The organism is Bradyrhizobium sp. UFLA05-109 (genome assembly GCF_054185165.1).
This window is the reverse complement of record NZ_JBBIAR010000038.1, coordinates 59,898-81,340: the sequence shown is the minus strand read 5'-3', so window position 1 is coordinate 81,340 and position 21,443 is coordinate 59,898. Positions and strand designations below refer to the sequence as shown.

Sequence of the window (21,443 nt, the reverse complement as noted above, 5' to 3'; positions counted from 1 at the left end):
GATCAGCGTTTGATACTTAGTTTAATTTGACGCGATGAGGGAGGCTCCCGGAATCGTTACGGGAAAAATCCGAAGTGATGACTTCCGCAACCAAAAAGGTGAGGTTTTCCCATGAAGCGGCATATTCGTGGGATGCGACAATCTCGCTGCCGCGAAAAGCGGCATCAAGCCTGCGGACTCTTCGGCGGCCCGGGCGTGCGAAACGGGCGCGGGCGCGAACGGCTATCCATCGCCTTTGGCAGTCTGTCCGGCTTGAGCTTGACGACAGCGCATTTGTCCATCGCGGGCACCTCATCCTGGCTGTAAATCAGCGTCGCCTCGAACAGCACGTCAGGCGCTTCTTTGGCGCGTCCGGAACATCTCGCCATTGCGCCGGTGCAGACGCCGGACAAATTGACCTCGACCTCGTCGTGACCGAACACCGTCGGCATGCCATCAGCATGGCGGCGAGTGGTCAGCACGGCGGTGAAGCGATCCTGATCGACCTGGTAGGAGCCGCCATATGTGAAGAAGCTGTCGCTGCCCGATATCCGGCCCTGCAAGAGGTGCACGATCCCGGTCCCCTGACCATGCGAGGTCCTGAACCAGGCAGCGTATTTGCCATCTTTCAGCATGGAAGGCACTCGCAATAGGAGTAGCGCGTATTTGCTACCAAGTCTGCGGCGCGACAATGGCCGATCGCACGGCCGTTCCACCACGGTTAACGCTTCCGAAACTCAGCTCGACAAATTGCAGCCATTCCGATTGGAGCGCGAAATGATTGAAGCGATCGGCCTTCGAAGCTTCAGCCCGACGCCGTCCTGCCCATGGACGATCCGCTTATCGCGGCGAGCCGGCGGACGTGGAATTGGGCGACGCCGTCGCCCGGGTATTGCCGGAGAAACGCGGCGATGTCGGCCACGGCCGCCGGCCGGTCCTCTTCCAGAAGCCGATCGATGTCGTCCCAGCGCCGGCAGAAGGCCAATTCCGCGGCGACGTCGCCTGTGCGCTCGCATCTGAGCTCGAAGATGGTCACGGCCTGCGCAAACCCCTTCGGCCTGATCCGATCCACCTTGCGAAACACGAAATCGGCTTCCAAGCGTTCCCTCACAGCCTCGCTGACCAGCACTTGCGTGCCGTAGCTCTTGTTGAGCTGCTCGAGACGTGCGGCAAGATTGATGGTGGCGCCGAGCGCGGTGTAGTTCATGCGATCCGACGAGCCGATATTGCCGACCACCGCGTCTCCCGTATGCAGACCGAAGCGTGTCTCGTAAGCCGGCCATGCTTCCGCGGCGAAAGTCTCGTTCAACTCCGCGCTGCGGCCGACGCAGGCAAGGGCCGCCCGGCAGGCATGCCTGACGTGGTCCGGATCGTCGGCAGGTGCATTCCAAAACGCCATTACGGCGTCGCCGATGAACTTGTCGATGGTGCCGTGGTGATCCATGACGATGGACGACAGCGCCGCGAAATAGCGCGACGTATAGATCATCACGCGCGAGGGGTCGGCGCGTTCGGTCTTGGCGGTGAAATCGGCAACATCCGTGAACATCACAGTGATCTCGCGCCGCGTCCCGCCGAGGCTGAGCGACGATCAGGACTGGATCAATTGGCGCACGATCTGCCGAGGGATGAAGCTCGCGAAGCTGCGCACGACGCTGCGCACCGTGAATACGGAACGGCCGAGCTCGTCGATCTCGGCGATGATCGAGTGAACGCGCGGGCGCTCGGCGATCTCGAAGCGCTGAATCTCGTCGGTCTCGCGCGCGAGCTTGCGCAAGGGCCACGCCATCAGAGACCCCAGCCAGAACGCAAACGGCAGCGTTGCACCGACGAAGGCGATCGCCAGCGCGAACAGCGCCCGCCGCTCGGCGATGATCCGGGAGAAGAACTCATCGGGCGGCGCCATCACGGCGAGCCTGATGTCGGCTGCACCCGTGCTCCTGATCGGATGAAACGCCACGGCGTAGCTCCGTCCCGCTGGCCCTGCAAAGAACTGCTGCGCCGGCGCACCGGCGCGCCATGCGCGAACCGTGGCAACGAGGCCGGGAAGCCCGATTGCGTCCAGCGCCGGCAGATCATTGCCGGCCCCGGTCCTATCCTTCACCAGCCGACGCATGTCAGGATGGCCGACGATCCGATCCGCGTCATTGAAGAGGAAGGTCAATCCGGATTCACCGAGCCGCTGCTCCGCCAGCATCTCCTCGAAGCGGGTGAGTAGCACGTCTGCGGCAATGACGCCGATCCGCCCCTGTCTGAGCGGCGCGCGCAGCGTGTAGCCGGGTTCGCCGGTCGCGTAGAAGATGTAAGGCCCGGTGAGGAGCGTCTGGTTATTTCCCAATGCCTCGACGTACCAGGGCCGCAGCCGTGGATCGTAGTCAGCCGGCCCCGCACGTTCGGCCACCGCGACCAGCGCTTCGGAGAGGAAAGTCGTTCGCGACGGCGCACCGGGCACGATCAGGACGAGCCGGAAAGCCGCGCCGTCGTGGACGGCGAGGCTCTCCCTGAAGGCAGGCCTCGCGCGGTCGATGACGTCCATCTCGAGGAACGATCCGTCATCATAGCCGACATAGAGATTGAAGAGCTGTGGATTGTTGCGCAGCATCGACGCCAGAACAGCGTAGAGCCGCGGATTGTCCGCGATGCTCGCACTCTGGACCGACGGCAGTCCTGCCAGCATCTCGAGATTATCCCGCACCGTCTTGAATTTCTCGTCGATATGATCGGCGCTCAGCTGCGCCGCCTTCTCGATGAAGCTGCTCGCCGCCGCCCGGGTGATGGAGGTGACGCGCGCAAAGCTCAAATAAACCAGCGTGAGCCCAACGATCAGAACCACGGCGACGAACACGGCGATGATCGACGCCTGGAAGCCGATCCGGAACGGGCGAGCGGACTGGTCCGCGAACAACTTCGTGCCCCCTCCTTAATATTTACGCACGATCGGCTTCGTTGCTGCCGGCTCCGGCGCCGCCGGCGATACCGAGAAGGTGACCCACGCCGTCCAGGTCTTGGGGCGGTTCTCGACGTCGAGGTCCTTGTAGCCCCTGACGTTGAGATAGCCCTGGTAGCCTTCCGAAAGCGGAATGATGAATCCGATCTGCGGACCGATGCCGATCGCGCGGCCCCTGAAACCGCCGAGCTTCGCCCCCGGGCCGCTATCGTCGGTGAGCTGCTGGAAGAAGTAGCCCGCCACACCGAGATGGACGTTCTTGCTGACGAACTGCGACGCCGCCCAGTCGACATGGAAAGCAATGCCGTTCTGGTACTGAAGGAACGGGTTCATCCAATTGTATGTCAGCCCCCCGACCACCGAGAACTCATGCCCGGTCTTCAGATCGAGATAGGTGTAGCCGGCGCCCGCATCGACCGCAGGAAAACCGAAGCTGAGGTTTGCCAGGCGGCTCGCATCGTAGGTGCCGCTCGGAATGTTGCCGGTGACGTAGACCATCTCATTGTGGACACCTTGATTCCATTTCAAGGTGCCCTGGTAGAATACGTCGGTCAGTGTCGTACGATCGTCCGTTTTGCTTCCTGAGATGGTGTTCCCTCTCGGCCCGGTGAGAGAGGCATCGATGCCCGCACCGACGTTCCCGGGCGCCGTGAGCACGGTGAAGGCCGCCTGCCCACCGAGCACGGGCATCGGCGACGTGTAGGTGATGCCTTGAACGAGCACGTCGGCGTGCGCATTGATGCCGGCGGCCACCGAGCCCGGCACACCGCCGCTGGTGACGAAGTTCTGCCCGCCTCCGGCATTGGCCTGCAGATGGATGTAGATCGTCGAATAAGCCCAGCCCGGCACCGTGGGCGCAGCGGCGAGGCTGCCAAAGATACCGGGAAGCCAGAAGCTGACGCCGCCGGAATCGGCGAGAGCACGTTGAGGCGCGGCCAAGCTCGTCGCTGCGAACGCGGCTGCCAGGACGGCCCGTTTGTATTTTCCGGTCAAATCGTGTCTCCTCGTTCCCATCGTTTCATCCACCAAACCGCGTGGCAGCGGGCAACCTGCCCTCCCCATACGCTTACTTCGTCGCGCTCCCCATCGTGCCGGCCTTCACCTCGGTGAAGTCGCCGGGCTTCCAGCTCTTGTCGAAAGCGGCTTCCTCGGGGCCGTAGATGCGGATGTAGGCGAACCAGCCTCGTCCCGGCGGCGTCTTGATCCAGTGCGACTCGTTGCCCTGGGGCGCGTCCGGGCCGAAGAAGAGATCAGCGGGCACCGTGCCCTTGATATCGCTGAGCTCAAACATCGAGCGCAGCGCGCCGCGATCCTGATCAGTCTGCACCTGCGAGCGGGTCTGGGTGTCGTAGACGGTAATCGACCAGAACAACTTTCCCGGTACCGGTTGCGGCATTGCGAGCTTGTAGTTCTTGGCCCCGTCGAGAAATGCGCCGGTGTCGTCGCGCACGCTCATCCAGTACAGCGAACCTGCTCCGGCCGAGCGGCGGAACATCGCCGGCGAGGTGACGATCGCCTGGGCGAACCAGCGATCGCGTGCCTCGAGGTCCATCCCTGATGACGTCTCGAACTGCGCGCTGCCGGGCGTCAGGCCGACCCATTCCCATTTGCGGTCGGGCCAGTTGACGCGATCGGCGCGCGCGCTGTCGAAGGCCGACACCAGCATCTGATCGCGTCCAGCCCTTGCGGCACGATCGAGAATGTCCCTCATGCGCGCGTCCGGCACAAACGGCGTGCCTTTCTCGATGCCGAGTTCGGCGAGCAGGCCGTACATCGGCAGGAAGGACGGAACGACCGGCTCTTCGTCGACAATCTGTTTCAGCACCTGCCAGAACTGAAAATTGTCCTCCCAGCGCAGCGAAGAGGAGTCCATCTTCTCCTTTGTGGTATCGACGACCGCGAGATTGGTGCTGCTTCCGAGCGGATGGATTTTGATGGCGCGCAGCGCATCCATTGCCTTCGTAACATCGCCACCAACCGGAAGCGCGCGAACCGCGAGCAGGTTCTTGTAGGAGTTCGACCGGGCGACGTGATAGCCCTCCGGCACCTCGCCCTTGTAGTCAGGGCCAAGCACGACGTGCTTGCCACCCTTGCCGGCATCCGGTCCCGGAAGGCCGAGATCCATCACCCAACCCTGATTGTGGTCATTGACGAGGCCGATATACGGCCCCGGTGGCAATTCGACCACGACGGGGCCTTTGGTCACGTCGATCACGGCCGAGCCGTAGGGCGTGTCGGAATTGAGCGTGAAGCCTATCTGGCGGGGGCCGGCCGCGGCGATTCCCATCTTCTCGCCGTCCTTGAGACCGGCTTCGCGATTGCCGTTGAAGATGCCTTCGACTGAGACCGAAGGATACCAGAATCGATAGGCGATGATCGCCCGCTGGAAGTCCGCATCGTCGCGCGCGCGCTTGCTCGTATCGGCGGCTGGATGGCCGCGCTCGAAGGCGTAAGGCGCCGGCCCTTCGGCTTGAGCCGGTTGATGACACAGAATCGCCAGCGCAGCGCCCGTCAGGAAACACATCGCCTTCATCTTCCTCATCGTCTTGACCCCTTTTTGCTCTTGACGCTGTCCTTCGAAACCATGGTTCTGACCGGCTACTTCGCGACACCTCCAATCGTCGCCGCGACCCGCTCGACATCGGGCAGCTTCCAGCTGTGATCGAAGAGAGGCTGCTGCGGTCCATAGAGGCGGAACAGCAGCTCGAATTTGCGCGCGGGATCGGTGGGCACCCAATTGGCTTCCTTGCCGTCCGGCGCCCTTGGGCCGAAATAAACGTCGACCGAGCCGTCGGCATTCTTCTGGATGCCGGGGCTGATCGAGGCACGGCTGGCGCTCTCCATGTTGCGCACCATTGCGTGCGTCTCGCGGTCGTAGACGGTTGCAGACCAGTATTGCTTGACCGGCGCGTTCGCCGGCACGGTCAGGCGATAGGTGGTGGCGCCGTCGAACGGCTGACCATCCCTGTCCTTGTTGGCCATCAAGTAGAACTGCGCCGTGCCGAGCCGTTTGATGCCGGTGAAGCCCAGCGTGTAGGTGACGCCCCGTGCATCGACCGGATAGGCATTCGGATCGGCATATCCTCCGCTCGCTGCCTTCACCATTTCGGGCATCGCGGCCGGGAACCAGCGGATACCTGGATTGAGCGCCGGAAAGCCGGCATCATAGCGCTGCGACAGCAGCGCATGGGCTTCATGTGCGGCGTCATCCAGGATCGCGATGGTTTTCTGATCGGGATTGAAAGCGTTGCCCTTTTCGATACCGATCGACCGGAGCTGGTCGATCATTGCCCGGTCTCGGTCGAGCCAAGGTTCGTTCTGCACGACGCGATCGAGGCTGCGATAGAAGTTCGCGTCGTAGGAAATGGTGGAATCGAACAGGATATCGTACGCGTCAGTGAAATTGGTCTGCGGCGGGTTCTGCGCCTGCGCGAGCGGATAGATCTTGATCTGCTTGCCATAGGCGACCGATTTCGCGATGTCCGCATCGGCATGGCTCGCAAGATTGGAGCGCAGCAGCGCAAAGCCGCTGAACGTGTCGGACTGAAGCGGGATGTAGCCTGCGGGCGCTTCGCCCTTGTAGCCAGGCGGCAGGATCAGATACTTGCCGCCCTGCCCCTTGTCGGCACCTTCGGGACCGGCATCCTCAAGCGGCATCTGCCATACGGTGACGATGTTGCCGGCGATCGAGCCGCCCTGTGCCGGCGGGATCTCCAACACGATCGGGCCGTCTTTCACATTCCAGAACGACATGAAGTAGATCGAATCCGGATTGGGCGTCAGCGTCTGGTTCTTCCAGTTCGACGGCCGGGACCAGTAGACGATCTCGTTGACCTTGGCCTTGGTGCTGCTCAGCATCGCCTGCAGCATCAAGTCGGTGTTGACCGCGGGCATCGCCCAGATCATCGCTTCGACTGCACGACGTTGGATGTTGCGGTTTGCGAGCTCCTCGGGGGAAGGCGATTGCGCATGCACGCTTGCGGTCGCCAGCATCATCGCCATGGCTCCGAAAACTGCTCTCTTCATGTGCATCCCTCAGAATGGATTGATGTAGTTGAGGATCGCCACCTGCCGCAGCAGCACGCGGCGAATGACATGACTGACCTTGACGTAGTCGGTGAAGATGGCGGCCGTTCCCGTGCTGCCTGCCGGCAGCGCCTTGGCGAAGGCATCGTCGTCGAGTTTGACGCGGACGATGAAAGGAGCAGCCGCGAACTCCCGGGGCACCACGGCCTGGCCGGAGACCTGGGTCTGGCCGCTTGCGATCGCCTGCAAAATGCTCTCGACCTTGCCGGTGTAGATATGACCCGGCACGAACTTGAACGTGATCTCGACCTCCTGGCCGGGCGCGACGTAGCGCGCGTCGATCTGGTCGATCTCGACGCCAATCAATGTATCGGACGTGTCGATGAAGGCCATCGCCGGCGACAACGGCAGGTTTGCGACGCGGGCGCCCTTGCGCAGCGCGACGTTGGTCACGTAGCCGTCGGCCGGCGCGCGCACGGTCGTTTTGTCGAGGTTCCATTGTGCACTCTGAAGCTGCGCCTTGAGCTGGTCTACCTCGGACTGCCGCTGCTCGACGTCGAAGGCGCGCCCCGCGTCGCGCTCATAGAGGGTCGTCATCTGCGACAGGCGCGTGGCCGAGAGCTTGAGTTGCGCCTCGATCGCCTTGACCTGCGCGTCGAAAGGGGTGGGATCGACCTTGAACAGGATGTCGCCCGCCTTCAGCGGCGTATTGGCGGCGGCGGGGACATCCGTCACCTCGCCCGCGACATCAGGCACGATGGCGACCGCGTTGCGGACGACGATGGCGGGCCCCTGGGGCGCGCCCCAGCCCATCGGGATGAAGAGACCGAGGTTGAGCAAGAGAAGCACGATCAGCGGCGACGTCTTCCAGAACGTGTTGAAGCGGATGATGCCGAGCCAGACCAGGGTGAACAGCAGCGCGAGATACAGCGCCATCAGCGCAATCATCATGGCCGCGGCTCCTCCGTTTGCCGGGTAGGCACGTCGACATAGGCCCAGATCAACGCGACAGGCCACAGCGCAAAACCGAAGATGAGCGTGATCCAGCCGGCGACGCTGACGGCCTCGGCGTAAGGGTGCCTGCGCCGTCTCGCGACGTGCCCGGGCAGCGAGCCCATCAGCCAAATCACCAGCACGATCACTGCGAGCAGGATGATCAGCACGATCCATGCGAAGATGTCGTAGCCGCTCATGGCGCCCGTTAGTTGCTCTGCACAGCTTCGAAGCTCTGCTGCATCTTCTCGACGACCTGATCGATGCTGAAGCTCGACGGGCGCTGGCTTGGCGGATAGTCCTTGAACGTCGCCAGGAACTGGCTAACGATCGCCGGTCCGGCAACGATGACGCCGGCAGCATCCGACATCAGCCAGTCATAGTAGGTGTTCGACGTGATGTCGGCGCGCTCGTACGGATCGGAGCGCAGGTTGAAGAATTTCGGAACGCGAAGCTTGGTGAAGGGCTCGGCCCAAATCCGCATCGTGCCCGGCGCGCGCTGCTCTTCGAAGACGATCTTCCAGTTCTCGATCCGCGCCGCGACCAGATCGCCGTCGTCGTTGAAGTAGATGAACTCCTTTCGCGCGCTGGCCGGCTCATGGCCGGTGAGATAAGGAAGCTGGTTGTAGCCGTCGAGATGCACCTTGAAGGTCTTGCCGCCGGCATTGTAGCCAGTGAGGAGCTTCTGCTTGATGTCGGGCTCGCCGGCTGCGGCCAGCAGCGTCGGCATCCAGTCGAGACCGCTGACGACCTCGTTGGAGACGGAGCCGCCGGCAATGCGGCCGGGCCATCGGATCAGGCACGGCACTCGGAATGCGCCTTCCCAGTTGGTATTCTTCTCACTGCGGAACGGGGTTGTACCGGCGTCCGGCCAGGAGTTCTGGTGCGGGCCATTGTCCGTCGTGTACAGCACGATCGTGTCATTGGCGATGCCGAGATCATCCAGCGCCTTCAGGATCGTCCCGACCGTTGCATCGTGTTCGATCATGCCGTCGGCATATTCCGTCCTCGAGTTCAGGCCGGGCTTGTCACGATGATCGGCGCGAACGTGGGTTCGAAAGTGCATGCGGGTGGAGTTGAACCAGCAGAAGAACGGCATGTTCGCCTGCGCTTGCCGCTTGATGAAGTCGATAGCGGCGGCCGAGGTTTCGTCGTCGATCGTCTCCATCCGCTTCCGCGTCAGCGGACCGGTGTCCTCGATGATCTGCTTGCCCACCCTGCCGAAACGCGGATGCTCGGTCGGATCATCGCGATCGGTCGCCTTGCAGCGGAGCACGCCGCGCGGGCCGAATTTCTCGCGGAAGCCGGGATCGCGCGGATAGAACCAGTTCTCGGGATCCTCCTCGGCGTTGAGGTGATAGAGATTGCCGTAGAACTCGTCGAAACCATGCAGGGTCGGCAGGTATTCGTTGCGATCGCCAAGATGGTTCTTGCCGTACTGTCCGGTTGCGTAACCGAGCGGCTTTAGAACTTCGGCGATCGTTACATCGCGCGCCTGCAGGCCAACGGTCGCACCGGGAATGCCCACCTTCGAGAGCCCCGTGCGCAGCGTGCACTGGCCCGTGATGAAGGACGACCGTCCCGCGGTGCAGCTCTGCTCGGCGTAGTAGTCGGTGAACATCATGCCTTCCTTGGCGAGCCGGTCGATGTTGGGCGTGCGATAGCCCATCACGCCGAAGGAATAGGCGGAAACATTGGTCTGACCGATGTCGTCGCCGAAGATGACGAGGATGTTGGGCCTGCGCCCCGCCGAGGTTGGTGGTGTTGTTGCGGGAGCAGCCTTTTGACCCTGTGCCAGCGCATCCGATGTCAACGTGGCCGCGGCGACCAGAGATGAAGTTGCGAGGAGAAGATTACGTCGATTGATCGCCTGGTCGTTGTCCGTCTGTTTCTTGTCCTTGGCTTCGTCAGTCATTTCTTACTCCCGGCTTTGAAAGAACACTCCATGGGTTGCAGCGGGTTCGTGCTGTGGCAGCCTTACCACGCAGCGGAAGCCGACATGACAGGTCGACGTATCGACCGGCTCGGCGTGACGCGCGGCGGGGCGATAGCGGCGGCAATAGTTCGGCGCGCAGAGATGCGAGCCGCCCTTCAGCACCCTGCGTGGAATACGGATCTCGGGTTGACATGGATCAAAGCTCGCCTCCTCCCGGCCCCCGCGCGGATTGCGCGGGATGCAGCAGGGCTTCGCTGCGTCGGCTTGATGCCGCGGCGTCCACCAGTCCGAGGTCCATTCCCAGACATTGCCGATCATGTCGTAAAGGCCGTAGCCGTTCGGGGGAAAGGCCATGACCGGCGAGGTACGCTCAAAACCATCCTCGCCGAGGTTCTGGACAGGGAAGCTTCCCTGCCAGATATTCGCCATGTGCCTGCCGCCCGGCGTCAGCGTGTTGCCCCAGGCGTATTCCTCACCGTCGAGCCCGCCGCGCGCGGCGAACTCCCACTCCGCCTCGGTCGGCAGATCCTTGCCCACCCAGTGCGCATAGGCGAGCGCATCACTATATGAGACGTGAACGACCGGATGATCGTCGAGCCCCCTGAGGTTGCTCTTAGGTCCGTAAGGATGCCGCCAGTTGGCGCCGCGCATGAAGATCCACCACTGGCTCCAATCCCTGAGATCGGTGATGCGCGGGAGCGGCGAGAACACCAGCGAGCCGGCATAGAGCATGTCGCGCACCGCACCGGGATAGTCCTTCGCGTCGGGAACGATCTGGGCCTCGGTGACATGGCCGGTCGCGTTGACGAATTCCTTGAACTGCCGGTTGGTCACCGGCGTGCGATCGATCCAGAAGCCGTCGACTGAGACGCGGTGGCTCGGCGCTTCCTCGGGATAGTGATGGTCGGACCCCATCAGGAAGGTGTCGCCGGAGACGAACACCATCTCACCGCTCCGCGTGTCGTCCGGCCGCCACACGCAGTGATCCATGCCCGCGCGCAACATGGTCAGACTCCACATCGTTCCCGCTGCCTCAGCGTAATGGTGTCCGGGGATTTCGACGGTTGCGGCTTGCGCATCTCATACGGCACATTGGTCGGGTTCCCATGTCTGCCGGAGGTTCGAGAAGCCGATGGGCCCTCTCCTCCTTTGCTCTGCGCGCGCGACACTGCGCACGCAGCCACCTTGCAGCGCGTGATCCGCCTTCGGCGGAAGATCGCGACCGAATATCGTTGAGGTTGCAAAGGCTAATCCAACTTTCGCGCGTTGTGATGTGCAAATCGTGCCAGCACGCGTCGCGTGCAGGCGCCGCGCGTTAGCGCGCGACGCGAAATTTTCCAATCGACCCCACGCAACCCCAAGTTCCTTCATGTGGATTTCAAGGAAGATTTTCCTCAACTTCGGAAATCATTCGTCGCGTCGCCGTGATGACGCAGGACTGCAACTTGCCGCAGAATCAACACGCTTCGGCATCAGGCTGGCGAAATGGGGACGCATCTACTAGTTGATTCGCGAAGGCTCGACGGTTTTGAAGGGCTGCACCAGGCTGTGCACGGGACGCATGTCGACGTGATGCAGCTCGGGCGTGGCAGGCTGCGCGGCACGTTGTCTCATGTCGGCATCGGTGACTTTTCGCTCAGCATCGGCTCCTTCAACGTCGGCATGCGAACGCAGCGGATTTCCAGCGACGACAAGCTGATCATCGGCATGCTGCTGACGGCGGAAGACAGGGTCAACCATTGGTCGTTCGACATGCGGCCGACCGACGTGCTGGTAATGCCCCCGCTGGTAGAGCATGACGGCATCTTCCACGGCGCCTCTGCCTATGCGGCGATGCGGTTCGACCTCGACGAGGTCGCCTCGATGTTCGGAGGTGAGCCGCGGCTTGCTGATCCCGAAAGCTGGCGCCACAAGAATCACTTTCGCGCCGATCTTGACGTCGGCCACGTCGCCGCGTCCCGACTGAGCCGGATCGTACTCCAGCTCGGCGCGCATAACGGGGCCCTGTCCGAATCATCAGCCGAGTTCTGGAAGCGATCGATCGCCGAGTGCATGGGAATGACCGTCCTGTCCGCATTGCCGCCGGACGGAAACGCGCGGCTGCCGTCGGCGCGACGCATCATCCGCAAGGTCGAGGATTATCTGGATGAAGCCGGGACCCGTCCGGTCCATATCTCGGAGATCTGCGTTGCGCTCGGCGTGCCGCGTCGTTCGCTGCACCGCGCCTTCAGCGAAGTATTCGGTGTGGGACCGGTGACCTTCCTGCGCCACAAGCGCCTGTGCGCCATTCACTCGATCCTGCGCGAAAGCGCTCCCGGCACGACCACGGTGGCGACCGTCGCAATGCAGCAGGGCTTCTACGAGCTTGGACGGTTTTCACATTACTACCGCGCGATGTTCGGCGAGTATCCCTCGCAGACGTTGGGCGTGCCGGTCGGCGAACTCGTCGATCGGCGACTTTGATGGCGGCCGGCAAGGGGCTTCCTGGCCGAGTGCGGCATCACGCCGTGCGTGCTTCGCATTGAACCTATCCCGAATAAAGTGCACCAATAACAAGAGTGATTCTGGTCACATTTCCAGCGGCCTTCCCCTGCTAGCGGCGGTGCCAGGGACCTTTTGAATTGGATAAGAAGCTCATGAGACGCCTGATCGGTGCCATGGCCGGCGTGTTTTGCCTCGTGGCGCCCGCATGGGCCGAAACTCCCGCCGCAATCGTCGAGGACGTGCAGGGCAAGGTCGACGGGGTCGAATTCATGGACTACGTGGCACCCGGCAAGGTCATCAAGCTCGGCCCAAAGGGCACGCTCGTGCTCGGCTATCTCAAATCATGCTGGCGCGAGACCATCACCGGCGGGGTCGTCCTCGTCGGCGCCGAGCAGAGCTCGGTGCAGCTCGGTGACGTCCAGCGCGTCAAGGTGCCCTGCGACGCCAACGCCGCGCAGCTCTCCGAGCGCGAGGCCAACCAGAGCGCGGCAACCACCTTCCGCAACGTGCGCGTGGACACGAAGGGTCCGCCGGCAACACTGACCACGATCTACGGCGTCTCGCCGCTGATCCAGGCCAAGAGCGGCGGCACGCTGGTCGTCGAGCGCACAGACGGCAAGGAGCCAACGATCACCGTACCGCTGAAGAGCGATAGTCTGGTCGCCGGCAAGTTCTACGACTTCGCAAAGGCCGGCAAGACGCTGACCCCCGGCGGCACCTATCTCGCGACCCTCGGCGCGCGGCGCTATACCTTCCAGGTCGACGCTCACGCGACTTCGTCTGCGACGCCGATCGTCGGCCGGCTGCTGCGTTTCGAATAAGCGGCGCACGACGGGGCGATGCGAGGGATCGGCAGGCGGGACATCGTTGCGGCGATCGTGATCGCGCTCCTCACAGGCGCCGTCTTCACCTCACCGCCTCTCAATACGCTGCAAGGGCTCTCGCTCGACATCTTGACGGCGCTGCGCGAGAGGCTGTTCGGCGATGGTCGCGATGTCTCTGCCTCGCCCGTGGTGGTCATCGGAATCGACGACGAAACCTACAACACCCTGCCCTTCAAGGGCTCGCCGACGCTGATCTGGACGCGCGAGATCGGGCGGGTGATTGGCGCCGTGCTCGACGGCGGCGCCAAGGTAATCGGCTTCGACGTGATCTTTCAGAGTTCGATCGAGCAGTCGGAGATTCCCTTTGGCGATGCGCCGCTCGGCGACCGCATGAAGGGCTTCGACCGGGACTACCTGATCGCCCTGCGCAAAGCGTCCGATGCCGGCAAGCTTGTGCTCGGCGAGACCCTGAGCAACGTCCGTCCGGACGTTCCCTATCGCGCACAGCAATTGGCGGTGAAGGGCAATATCCGTGCGCTCAACGTCAACACCGATCCCGACGACGTCATCCGGCGAATGCCGCTTGCGTTCACCATCGACGACAAACAGGTCCCCGCGATGGCGGTCGAGCTGGCCGCACGCGCGCTCGGCGCGAAACCCGAGCTCGCGCGAGACGGCGCCATGACGCTTGCGGACTACGCGATCCCGAGCGCTGAACCGAACACGCTGACGCTCAATTTCCGCGGCGCCGGCCGCGATATTCCGAAGTTTTCCTTCGCGGATCTGCGCGCCTGCCTCGAAAAGGGCGATGGCGAGTTCTTCCGCCGCGCCTTCGATGGCAAGGTCGTCATTCTCGGCAGCGTGCTCAACGCCGATGACCGCAAGCTTACCTCGCTGCGTCTTGCCGGTGGCTATGACGGCACGCCCGCACCGCGATGCGCCCTGCCCGCTCCTTCACGGACGGCACCGGCAGCACGCAGCGACATCGCCGGCGTCTTTATCCACGCGACCGTCGTGCGCAACCTGATGGAGCGCGATGCGGTGAGCGAGCTCGGCTTTCCCATGCGCACAATTCTCACGATCGCCATCGCGGGGATCATCGCATTCGCTTCCTGCCTGCTTGCGCCGGGCGGCGCCGCGTTCGCCTATATTGCACTCATAGCCGTCTACACCGCTTGCGCGGTGAGCCTGTTCGCTCGCGGGCAGGCCTTGCCGCTGACCGAGCCGGCACTCGCAGGGCTTGCCGCCGGCGCCATGATGATCGGCTACCGTTTCGTGATCGCCGACCGCGATGAACGCTTCCTGCGCAGGAGTTTTGCGTTCTACCTCGCCCCACAGGTGATCGAGAGCATGATGGCTTCCGGCAAGATGCCGGCGCTCGGCGGCGAGATGCGCAACGTCACCGTGTTCTTCTCGGACCTCGCCGGTTTCTCCGCGATCGCCGAGAAGATGGCACCCAGCGAGCTGGTCGCGCTGATGAACGAGTACCTCTCCGCCATGACCGACGTTATCGAAAGCCATGGCGGCTACGTCGACAAATATATCGGCGATTCCATCGTGGCCGTGTTCGGCGCCCCGGTCGCCGATCCCGATCATGCCAGCAATGCCGTCCGCGCCGCGCTTGCCTGCAGCGCGCGACTCGACGAGCTCAACCGCAGCCACGTCGCCTTCGAAAGCCTCGCGCACCGCATCGGCCTCAACACCGGAGAGGCCGTGGTCGGCAATATCGGCTCGCGCCGGCGCTTCAACTATACTGTCATGAGCGATACCGTGAACGTCGCCTCGCGCCTCGAAGGCGCCAACAAATACTTCGCGAGCTCGATCATGGCCTCCGAAATGACGGTCGGGCAAACCTCCGACAAGTTTGTCTGGCGCGAGCTGGACGCGGTCCGTGTCAAGGGCCGTGACGAGGCGATCAGGGTCTATGAGCCGCTGGCCGCGCGAGGCGCGGAGACGGCAGAGCAGGCAAAGACGGCAAAAGGCTATGCCGAGGGGCTAGCGTACTGGCGCGCGCGCGAATTCGCGAAGGCCGCAGCTTGCTTCAGCAATGTAGCTGCAGCCGATGCATCGTCAGCACTGTTCGCAAAGCGCGCAAGCGAATTTGCGATTAACCCACCACCGGCAGATTGGACGCCGGTGAACACGCTGGAAGGCAAGTAGCACCAAGCGCGTCGAGCCGCCTTCTCTCACAACGGCAGAGCTGAAAGCACTGGTGCCGCGGCCTAATCCGTCCACAAATCGTCGCCTCCTAGAACGGCAGGCCGACATAATTTTCCGCGAGCACGCGCTGCGCCGGCTCGGACGAGAACAAATATTCCAGCTCGGTCTGCTGCAGCCTGTCCTCGTATTCCAGACGATCCGGGAAACGATGCAGCATCATGGTCATCCACCAGGAGAAGCGTTGCGCCTTCCAGATCCGCGCCAACGCCTTGGCTGAATAGCCCTCAAGGCCGGAATCGTCACCCTTCTGATAATGCGCGAGCATCGCGTGATAGAGATAGTAGATGTCGGAGGCTGCGCTGTTGAGCCCGCGCGCGCCGGTCGGCGGCACGATGTGGGCAGCATCGCCAGCGAGGAAAAGCCGGCTATAGCTCATCGGCTCGGCGACGAAGCTGCGTAGGGGTGCGATACTCTTCTCAATCGACGGTCCTGTGATCAGACGCGCGGCGACCTCGTCCGGCAAACGTCGCTTTAACTCGGCCCAGAACGCATCGTCCGACCAATCCTCGACCTTGTCGGTAAGCGGCACCTGGATGTAGTAGCGGCTGAGGACCTGCGAGCGCAGCGAGCAGAGCGCAAAGCCGCGCTCGTGTTTCACATAGATCAACTCCGGCGAAACCGGCTTGGTGCGCGACAGGACGCCGAGCCAGCCGAACGGATAAACCTTCTCATATTCGCGCAGCACATCCTTCGGGATCGACCTGCGGCTGACGCCGTGGAAGCCGTCGGCGCCAACGACGTAGTCGCAGTCGACGCGGATGGTCTCCCCGTTCGCACGATAGGTCACGAACGGCCTGTCCGACTTCAGATCATGCGGCGTGACGTCCTCGGCATCGTGGACGACCTTGCCGCCGAGACGGTCGCGCGCCTCGTAGAGATCGCGCGTCAGTTCAGTCTGGCCGTAGACCAGCACCGAATTGCCTCCGGAATGTTTGTGGAGGTCGATATGGGAGAGCACGCCGTCATGGGCGATCTCGAACCCGTTGTGGATCTCGCCCTCACGGTCCATCCGCTCGCCGCACTGCGCCTCGCGCATCAGCTCGGCAAAGCCGCGCTCCAGCACGCCGGCACGGATGCGGGCGAGCACATGGTCACGGCTGTATTTCTCCAGCACGACCGTGTCGATGCCCTTCAGGTGCAGGAGCTGGGACAACAGCAATCCCGACGGGCCGCCGCCGATGATACAGACCTGAACTTTCATTTTCCCGTCCTCCCGTTTACGAGTTTTTCGCAAATTTCGCGCGGCAAACGGATGGAGGGATCGGCCTTTGTCTTGTACAATTCGAACATGCCTCCTGCCCCCTCGACATCAACCATCAAGGTCTACAATCTGTTCGGCGAATCCGGCGATCTGCCCGACGTCGTGCATTGCGAGACCATCGCCTCCCGCTCGGTGCAGCATGATTGGACGCTGGCCGTGCACCGCCACGCGCGGCTGCACCAGGTACTGCTGATCGAGCGCGGCGGCGGCGAGGCGACGCTCGACGGGCGCGTGGTGCCGCTGAAGCCGTCGCAGATCGTCAACGTGCCGATCGGCCACGTCCACGGCTTCCGCTTCGTGCCTGATACTCAAGGCTGGGTGCTGACGATCGCCGCCGAAATTCTCGACGAGGCGCTGCTGGCCTCGGAAGGCCTGCGCGCCGCGCTTTCTCAATCCGCCGTGGTGCGCGGCACGCCGCAGATCCGCACCACCATGAAACAGATCTTTGCCGAGCACGCCGGCCGCAACTTCGGCCGCGCGCATGTGCTGCGCGCGCTGTCGGCGGCGGTGATCGGCCTCGTGGCACGCGAGCTCGCCGGCAAGAGCGGCGGCAGCGGCTCAGCGGACTCCGACCTGTTCCGTCGATTCGAGGCGTTGCTCGAAGCGCACCATCTCGAACGCTGGAGCGTTGCAGACTATGCCAAGGCGCTGTCAGTGACGCCGACCCATCTGAACCGGATCACGCGCACCGCCACCGGAGACACAGCTTCACATCTGATCCTCAACCGGCTGATCCGCGAGGCGCGGCGCAACCTCGTCTACACGAACCTGCCGGTGTCGACGATCGCCTACGCGCTCGGCTTTGAGGATCCCGCCTACTTCAGCCGGGTCTACACCGTTGCAACCGGACTTTCGCCGCGCGCATTTCGCGCGCAGCTCCATGGCGATGAATGATGATCTCTATGCTGGGGAGCTCCCTGGCGGCAATTTTCGTCACGTCGCGTGCGGGTTGACGACCGTGTAGCCTCGCAGTGACCGCGCGTGAATTCGCGTTGACCGGCCGCCTGAATTGGCATCGTACGCCATCCACATGTCGTCTTGGAGGTGTTGCTCCAAGACAAAGACGTGTCCGCGCCTTGCCGCAACCATTCCCGGTGCGGGCGATGTCCGCGGGAAGCGCAGCCAATTGGCCGCAAGGTTCAATTCCGGGACGATGCGGCCGAAGACGTGCAGCGCTGCGCCGCAACCGCAGAAATTCCGCGGACACCCGGACGGGCGACCGCCGACAATCTGAGGGCCGGACACATTCACCTGTGTCACTGCGGCTTGAGCGTTAGCGACGGCTCCTCGCATCGCGAGGCGCGTTCGTCGCGTGTCCGGCGAAACTTCCCCCCGACGCACTTGAGAAAACGAGAAGTCGCACGGCATCGTCACATTGCATTCCGGTGCCGTGCTGGTGCGGGAAGGACGTGCTTCCGCAGCGACCGAACTGGTCACGACAAGGAAAGACGCAACAAGAACAAATTTAAACATGCAGGACTCCATATTGAACAGTCCTGCCCCGGCGCTTAAGGGCCAATGCCATTTTGGCGAAATTTGGCCTAAACAAAGGCCGACGTAGTCTTCGCAGTGTTTGAAGACGTTGTGGGCCGCGCGTTTCGCCTTCATACGGCGGCGAACAGCGTGTGAGCCCGACGCGATTGCGGGGGCCGTGACCGCGATCGTGGGGGGACGGATGAGGACCGGATCAACCGGTCCCATTCATTTTGCCACGAATTCCGGTGGAGCTTCGCGCGGCACGATGATGCGGAATGTCGTTCCGGCGCCGGGCTCGGTCTCGAGCTTGATTCGGCCGCCCAGACGGCTGGTCACGATGTTGTGGACGATATGCAGTCCGAGACCGGTGCTGCCCTGGTCGCGTCTTGTCGTGAAGAACGGATCGAACGCCTGACGTCTGACTTCGGCGGTCATGCCGCAGCCGTCGTCCGAAAACAGCACCTCGACCTTGTCCTTGCCGAGCGCCTGCGCCGCGATATGAACCGATCCGCGCACGCCGTCCGGAAAGGCGTGCACCGCGGAGTTGATCACGAGATTGGTGAGCACCTGACCGTAAGGCCCGGCGTAGCTGTTCATCGCGAGATTGGGTTCGCATTCGACCCTGACCAAAAGATTTTCGCTGCGTAGGCCCGAGCGCAGTCCCTTGACGACCTGCTCGGTGACCTCGCCGAGATCGAAGCGCCTGCGATCCGACACGTTGCGATCGGCCGCAACCTGTTTGAACGACTGGATCAGATCGACTGCGTGATTGAGGTTGATGATGATCTGCGATGCCGCCTCGCGACTGGCTGCGATAAATTCGTTGAGGGTCGAGCGACGCAGATCGCCACGTGCGACGTCGGCTTCAAGGCGGTTGGCCTTGTTGGCGAAGGCGGAGGCGACCGTCAGGCTGGTGCCGACGGGCGTGTTGATCTCGTGCGCGACGCCCGCCACGAGCCGTCCCAAAGCGGCGAGCTTCTCCGTTTGCAGGAGACCGTCCTGGGCGGCGCGCAGTTCGTCAAGCGATTGCGACAATTGTCGTGTGCGCTCCTGCACCTCGGTGAAGAGCCGCGCGTTCTCGATCGCGATGACCGCTTGTCCCGCGAAGGTCTTCAACAATTCGACCTGTGCCTTTGGGAATAGCTGCGGCACGAGCCGCATGACGGCGATGGCGCCAATTGCGACCTCGTCGCGAAGCATCGGCACCACGAGGATGCTGCGGTAGCCCGACGTCCGCTGCAATTCACTGTATCCGCCGGAGAGGAGCACGTCCGGCTCGTGCACGACGCGCCGCTCGCGAACGGCGACCGAGATGAGGTTTCCGCTGGTGATCGGCGCCGGGTAGGCTTTCTGCACCGCTGCGATCGATTCCGGCGAGAACTGGTCGTAGGCGACAAGATGAACGCGCTCGCCGTCGCTGCGATAGACCGCGCTGAGAACACTGTGGCAGAGCCGCGCCGCATTCCTGACGATCCGGTCGAACACACGCGGAAGATCGGTCGGCGCGTCCGAGATGAGCCGCAGGACCTCCGCCGTCGCAGCCTGCCGCTCTCGCGCTTCCTTGAGCTCGAGGGCAAGCTGCGTTGCTTCGGGTTTTGCCCGCGCGAAAACGGCAACGCGCGACGCGTTCGGCGCGCCGCGTCGCTTTTTCGTCTTCGCCGTACGGCTGCCCGATTTGCTCGGCCCGCCTGCCCTTGCGCGCTTTCTCATGGCCCTGCTCCGGCCCCAGAATGAGCCATCGTATCGGCTCGGGCGGATGACGGGAATGGGCGATCAGCGGCGGGGGGCCTCAGCAAAAAAGCCGGCCTCACCATCCGATGAGGCCGGCCTTCGTGGGTTATGGAGGACTATCAGACGTCGAAGAACACGGTCTCCTCGGGCCCCTGTAGATTGATCGTGAAGGAGTACACGACCTTACCGGCGCGCTCGCTACGCTCAGCGATCAGGGTCGACCGCCGCACCGGCTGCTCGATCAGATTGAGTACGGGATCGGCGGCGTTGGCAGCCTCTTCATCCGAAAAATAGAGCCGCGTGTTCAGGCCGATATTGATGCCGCGGGCGACGATCCAGACAGTGACGTGCGGGGCACATTTGCGTCCCGCTTTATCCGTGATCGCGCCCGGCTTGATCGTCTCGAAGGTGATCAGCCCGCTCTCGAAATCCGAACCCGCGCGCCCCCAGCCGCGAAAGTCCTCGTCCAGTGCTCCGGCCGAGCGGTCGGCCGGATGGTTGTAGCGGCCGGCCGCATTGGCCTGCCAGATCTCCAGCAGCACGTCGCGCAGCGGCGTGCCGGTGCCGTCGAGCACGCGGCCCTCCAGCGTGATGCGCTCGCCCTTGGTGTTCGGCGTCACGAGCACGTTGGAGAAGTTCTTCTCAAAGATGTCGAAGCCGGCCATGCCAGGGATCAATCCGATATGGACGTAGGGCCCGGCGGTCTGGGAAGCGGTTTCCTTCAGGTAGTTGAGCGGCTGCGCCATGGCTTTAGTTTCCTTCCGGGCGATTTTCGAAATAGGTGGAGCGCGCCCCGCGCAGCACGACGTCGAAGCGGTAGGTGAGCGAGTCGAATGGCGTACTGGCATTGAGATCGAGCGGCGCGACGAGACGATCGAGCGCGTCCTTGTCCGGGATCGTCGTGAGGATCGGGCAGACCGGGATCAGGGGGTCGCCTTCGAAGTACATCTGGGTGATCAGCCGCTGCGCGAAGCCCGAGCCGAATACCGAGAAGTGGATGTGCGCCGGGCGCCAGCTGTTGACGTAGTTGCGCCATGGATAGGGGCCGGGCTTGATGGTACGGAAGTAATAATAGCCGCTGTCGTCGGTCAGCGCGCGGCCGCAGCCGCCGAAATTCGGATCGACCGGCGCCAGGTACGTGTCCTTCTTGTGCCGGTAGCGGCCGCCGGCATTGGCCTGCCAGAACTCGACCAGCGTGTTCGGTACGCCGCGGCCGGTCTCGTCGATCACCCGACCATGCACGATGATGCGCTCGCCGATGGGATCGCCGTCCTTGGCATAGTTGCGGATCAGGTCATTATCGAGCGGCCCGAGGTCGTTGTGACCGAATACGGGTCCAGTGATCTCAGAGAGCGAGTTCTCCAGCGAAAGCAGTGACTGGCGCGGTGAGCGCAGCACCGAGGATTTGTAGCCGGGCGCATGCGCCGGCGGGTGGATGGAACGGTCGCGCTGGAAGAAGCCGCCATCGCCAAGCGGCGGCGTGAACGGCTCTGGGCGATTGAGGCGGGCGGCGTCCTGTGCGGCTGCGATACGAGCGGCCTGGGCAGTCATCTGGCGTTGTCTCCC

18 protein-coding genes are annotated in these 21,443 nt (G+C 63.1%); 4 read left to right on the top strand and 14 right to left on the bottom strand.

All coding sequences use genetic code 11. From position 1 onward, the window contains the following. Positions 1-164: 164 nt before the first annotated feature. The 10 genes from Q3C01_RS26315 to Q3C01_RS26270 all read right to left on the bottom strand — a co-directional run bounded on the left by Q3C01_RS26315 (position 165) and on the right by Q3C01_RS26270 (position 10,886). Positions 165-614, bottom strand: coding sequence for a hypothetical protein (locus tag Q3C01_RS26315; RefSeq protein ID WP_458148203.1), 450 nt, complete (start codon positions 612-614; stop codon positions 165-167). A 170-nt stretch (positions 615-784) separates the two neighbouring features. After that, entirely contained in the window at positions 785-1,531 is a 747-nt protein-coding gene (locus tag Q3C01_RS26310; protein ID WP_458148202.1) for an adenylate/guanylate cyclase domain-containing protein, read from the bottom strand. 39 nt (positions 1,532-1,570) lie between these two features. After that, entirely contained in the window at positions 1,571-2,884 is a 1,314-nt protein-coding gene (locus tag Q3C01_RS26305; protein WP_458148201.1) for a cache domain-containing protein, read from the bottom strand. A 15-nt stretch (positions 2,885-2,899) separates the two neighbouring features. Then, the gene (locus tag Q3C01_RS26300; protein ID WP_458148200.1) at positions 2,900-3,940 is read right to left on the bottom strand and encodes a SphA family protein; all 1,041 of its coding nucleotides are present in this window, start codon (positions 3,938-3,940) and stop codon (positions 2,900-2,902) included. A gap of 52 nt (positions 3,941-3,992) precedes the next feature. Beyond that, positions 3,993-5,468, bottom strand: a complete 1,476-nt coding sequence (locus tag Q3C01_RS26295) for a DUF1254 domain-containing protein (RefSeq protein ID WP_458148199.1) — start codon at positions 5,466-5,468, stop codon at positions 3,993-3,995. A gap of 56 nt (positions 5,469-5,524) precedes the next feature. Continuing rightward, entirely contained in the window at positions 5,525-6,952 is a 1,428-nt protein-coding gene (locus Q3C01_RS26290) for a DUF1254 domain-containing protein (RefSeq protein WP_458148198.1), read from the bottom strand. Positions 6,953-6,961: 9 nt separating this feature from the next. Then, positions 6,962-7,903: an HlyD family secretion protein gene (locus Q3C01_RS26285; RefSeq protein ID WP_458148197.1), complete on the bottom strand. Its 942-nt coding sequence runs from the start codon at positions 7,901-7,903 to the stop codon at positions 6,962-6,964. After that, a complete protein-coding gene (locus Q3C01_RS26280) occupies positions 7,900-8,145 on the bottom strand; it encodes a DUF3302 domain-containing protein (RefSeq protein WP_458148196.1) in 246 nt (81 codons plus the stop codon). The genes Q3C01_RS26285 and Q3C01_RS26280 overlap by 4 nt, the downstream gene beginning before the upstream one ends. Positions 8,146-8,153: 8 nt before the next feature. After that, entirely contained in the window at positions 8,154-9,860 is a 1,707-nt protein-coding gene (locus tag Q3C01_RS26275) for an arylsulfatase (protein WP_458148195.1), read from the bottom strand. A gap of 3 nt (positions 9,861-9,863) precedes the next feature. Beyond that, positions 9,864-10,886, bottom strand: a complete 1,023-nt coding sequence (locus tag Q3C01_RS26270; protein ID WP_458148194.1) for a formylglycine-generating enzyme family protein — start codon at positions 10,884-10,886, stop codon at positions 9,864-9,866. 480 nt (positions 10,887-11,366) lie between these two features. Here Q3C01_RS26270 and Q3C01_RS26265 point away from each other — a divergent pair, with 480 nt between their 5' ends. The 3 genes from Q3C01_RS26265 (at position 11,367) to Q3C01_RS26255 (ending at position 15,349) form a co-directional block, all read left to right on the top strand. Next, on the top strand, positions 11,367-12,344 hold the full coding sequence (locus tag Q3C01_RS26265; RefSeq protein ID WP_458148193.1) for a helix-turn-helix domain-containing protein: 978 nt from the start codon (positions 11,367-11,369) through the stop codon (positions 12,342-12,344). A 173-nt stretch (positions 12,345-12,517) separates the two neighbouring features. Then, positions 12,518-13,186: a hypothetical protein gene (locus tag Q3C01_RS26260; RefSeq protein ID WP_458148192.1), complete on the top strand. Its 669-nt coding sequence runs from the start codon at positions 12,518-12,520 to the stop codon at positions 13,184-13,186. Positions 13,187-13,204: 18 nt separating this feature from the next. Further along, a complete protein-coding gene (locus Q3C01_RS26255) occupies positions 13,205-15,349 on the top strand; it encodes a CHASE2 domain-containing protein (protein WP_458148191.1) in 2,145 nt (714 codons plus the stop codon). An 88-nt stretch (positions 15,350-15,437) separates the two neighbouring features. On the opposite strand, the gene pobA is transcribed toward Q3C01_RS26255, so the two are convergent. Continuing rightward, the gene (gene pobA, locus Q3C01_RS26250; protein WP_458148190.1) at positions 15,438-16,610 is read right to left on the bottom strand and encodes a 4-hydroxybenzoate 3-monooxygenase; all 1,173 of its coding nucleotides are present in this window, start codon (positions 16,608-16,610) and stop codon (positions 15,438-15,440) included. A 51-nt stretch (positions 16,611-16,661) separates the two neighbouring features. Here pobA and Q3C01_RS26245 point away from each other — a divergent pair, with 51 nt between their 5' ends. Then, positions 16,662-17,564, top strand: coding sequence for a helix-turn-helix domain-containing protein (locus Q3C01_RS26245; RefSeq protein ID WP_458148189.1), 903 nt, complete (start codon positions 16,662-16,664; stop codon positions 17,562-17,564). 807 nt (positions 17,565-18,371) lie between these two features. Here Q3C01_RS26245 and Q3C01_RS26240 read toward each other — a convergent pair. The 3 genes from Q3C01_RS26240 to pcaH form a co-directional block, all read right to left on the bottom strand. Next, complete coding sequence (locus Q3C01_RS26240) at positions 18,372-19,856, bottom strand: ATP-binding protein (protein WP_458148188.1); 1,485 nt, start codon at positions 19,854-19,856, stop codon at positions 18,372-18,374. 140 nt (positions 19,857-19,996) lie between these two features. Further along, a complete protein-coding gene (pcaG, locus tag Q3C01_RS26235) occupies positions 19,997-20,623 on the bottom strand; it encodes a protocatechuate 3,4-dioxygenase subunit alpha (protein WP_458148187.1) in 627 nt (208 codons plus the stop codon). Positions 20,624-20,627: 4 nt separating this feature from the next. After that, entirely contained in the window at positions 20,628-21,428 is an 801-nt protein-coding gene (gene pcaH, locus Q3C01_RS26230) for a protocatechuate 3,4-dioxygenase subunit beta (protein WP_458148186.1), read from the bottom strand. Between the last annotated feature and the right edge of the window lie 15 nt (positions 21,429-21,443).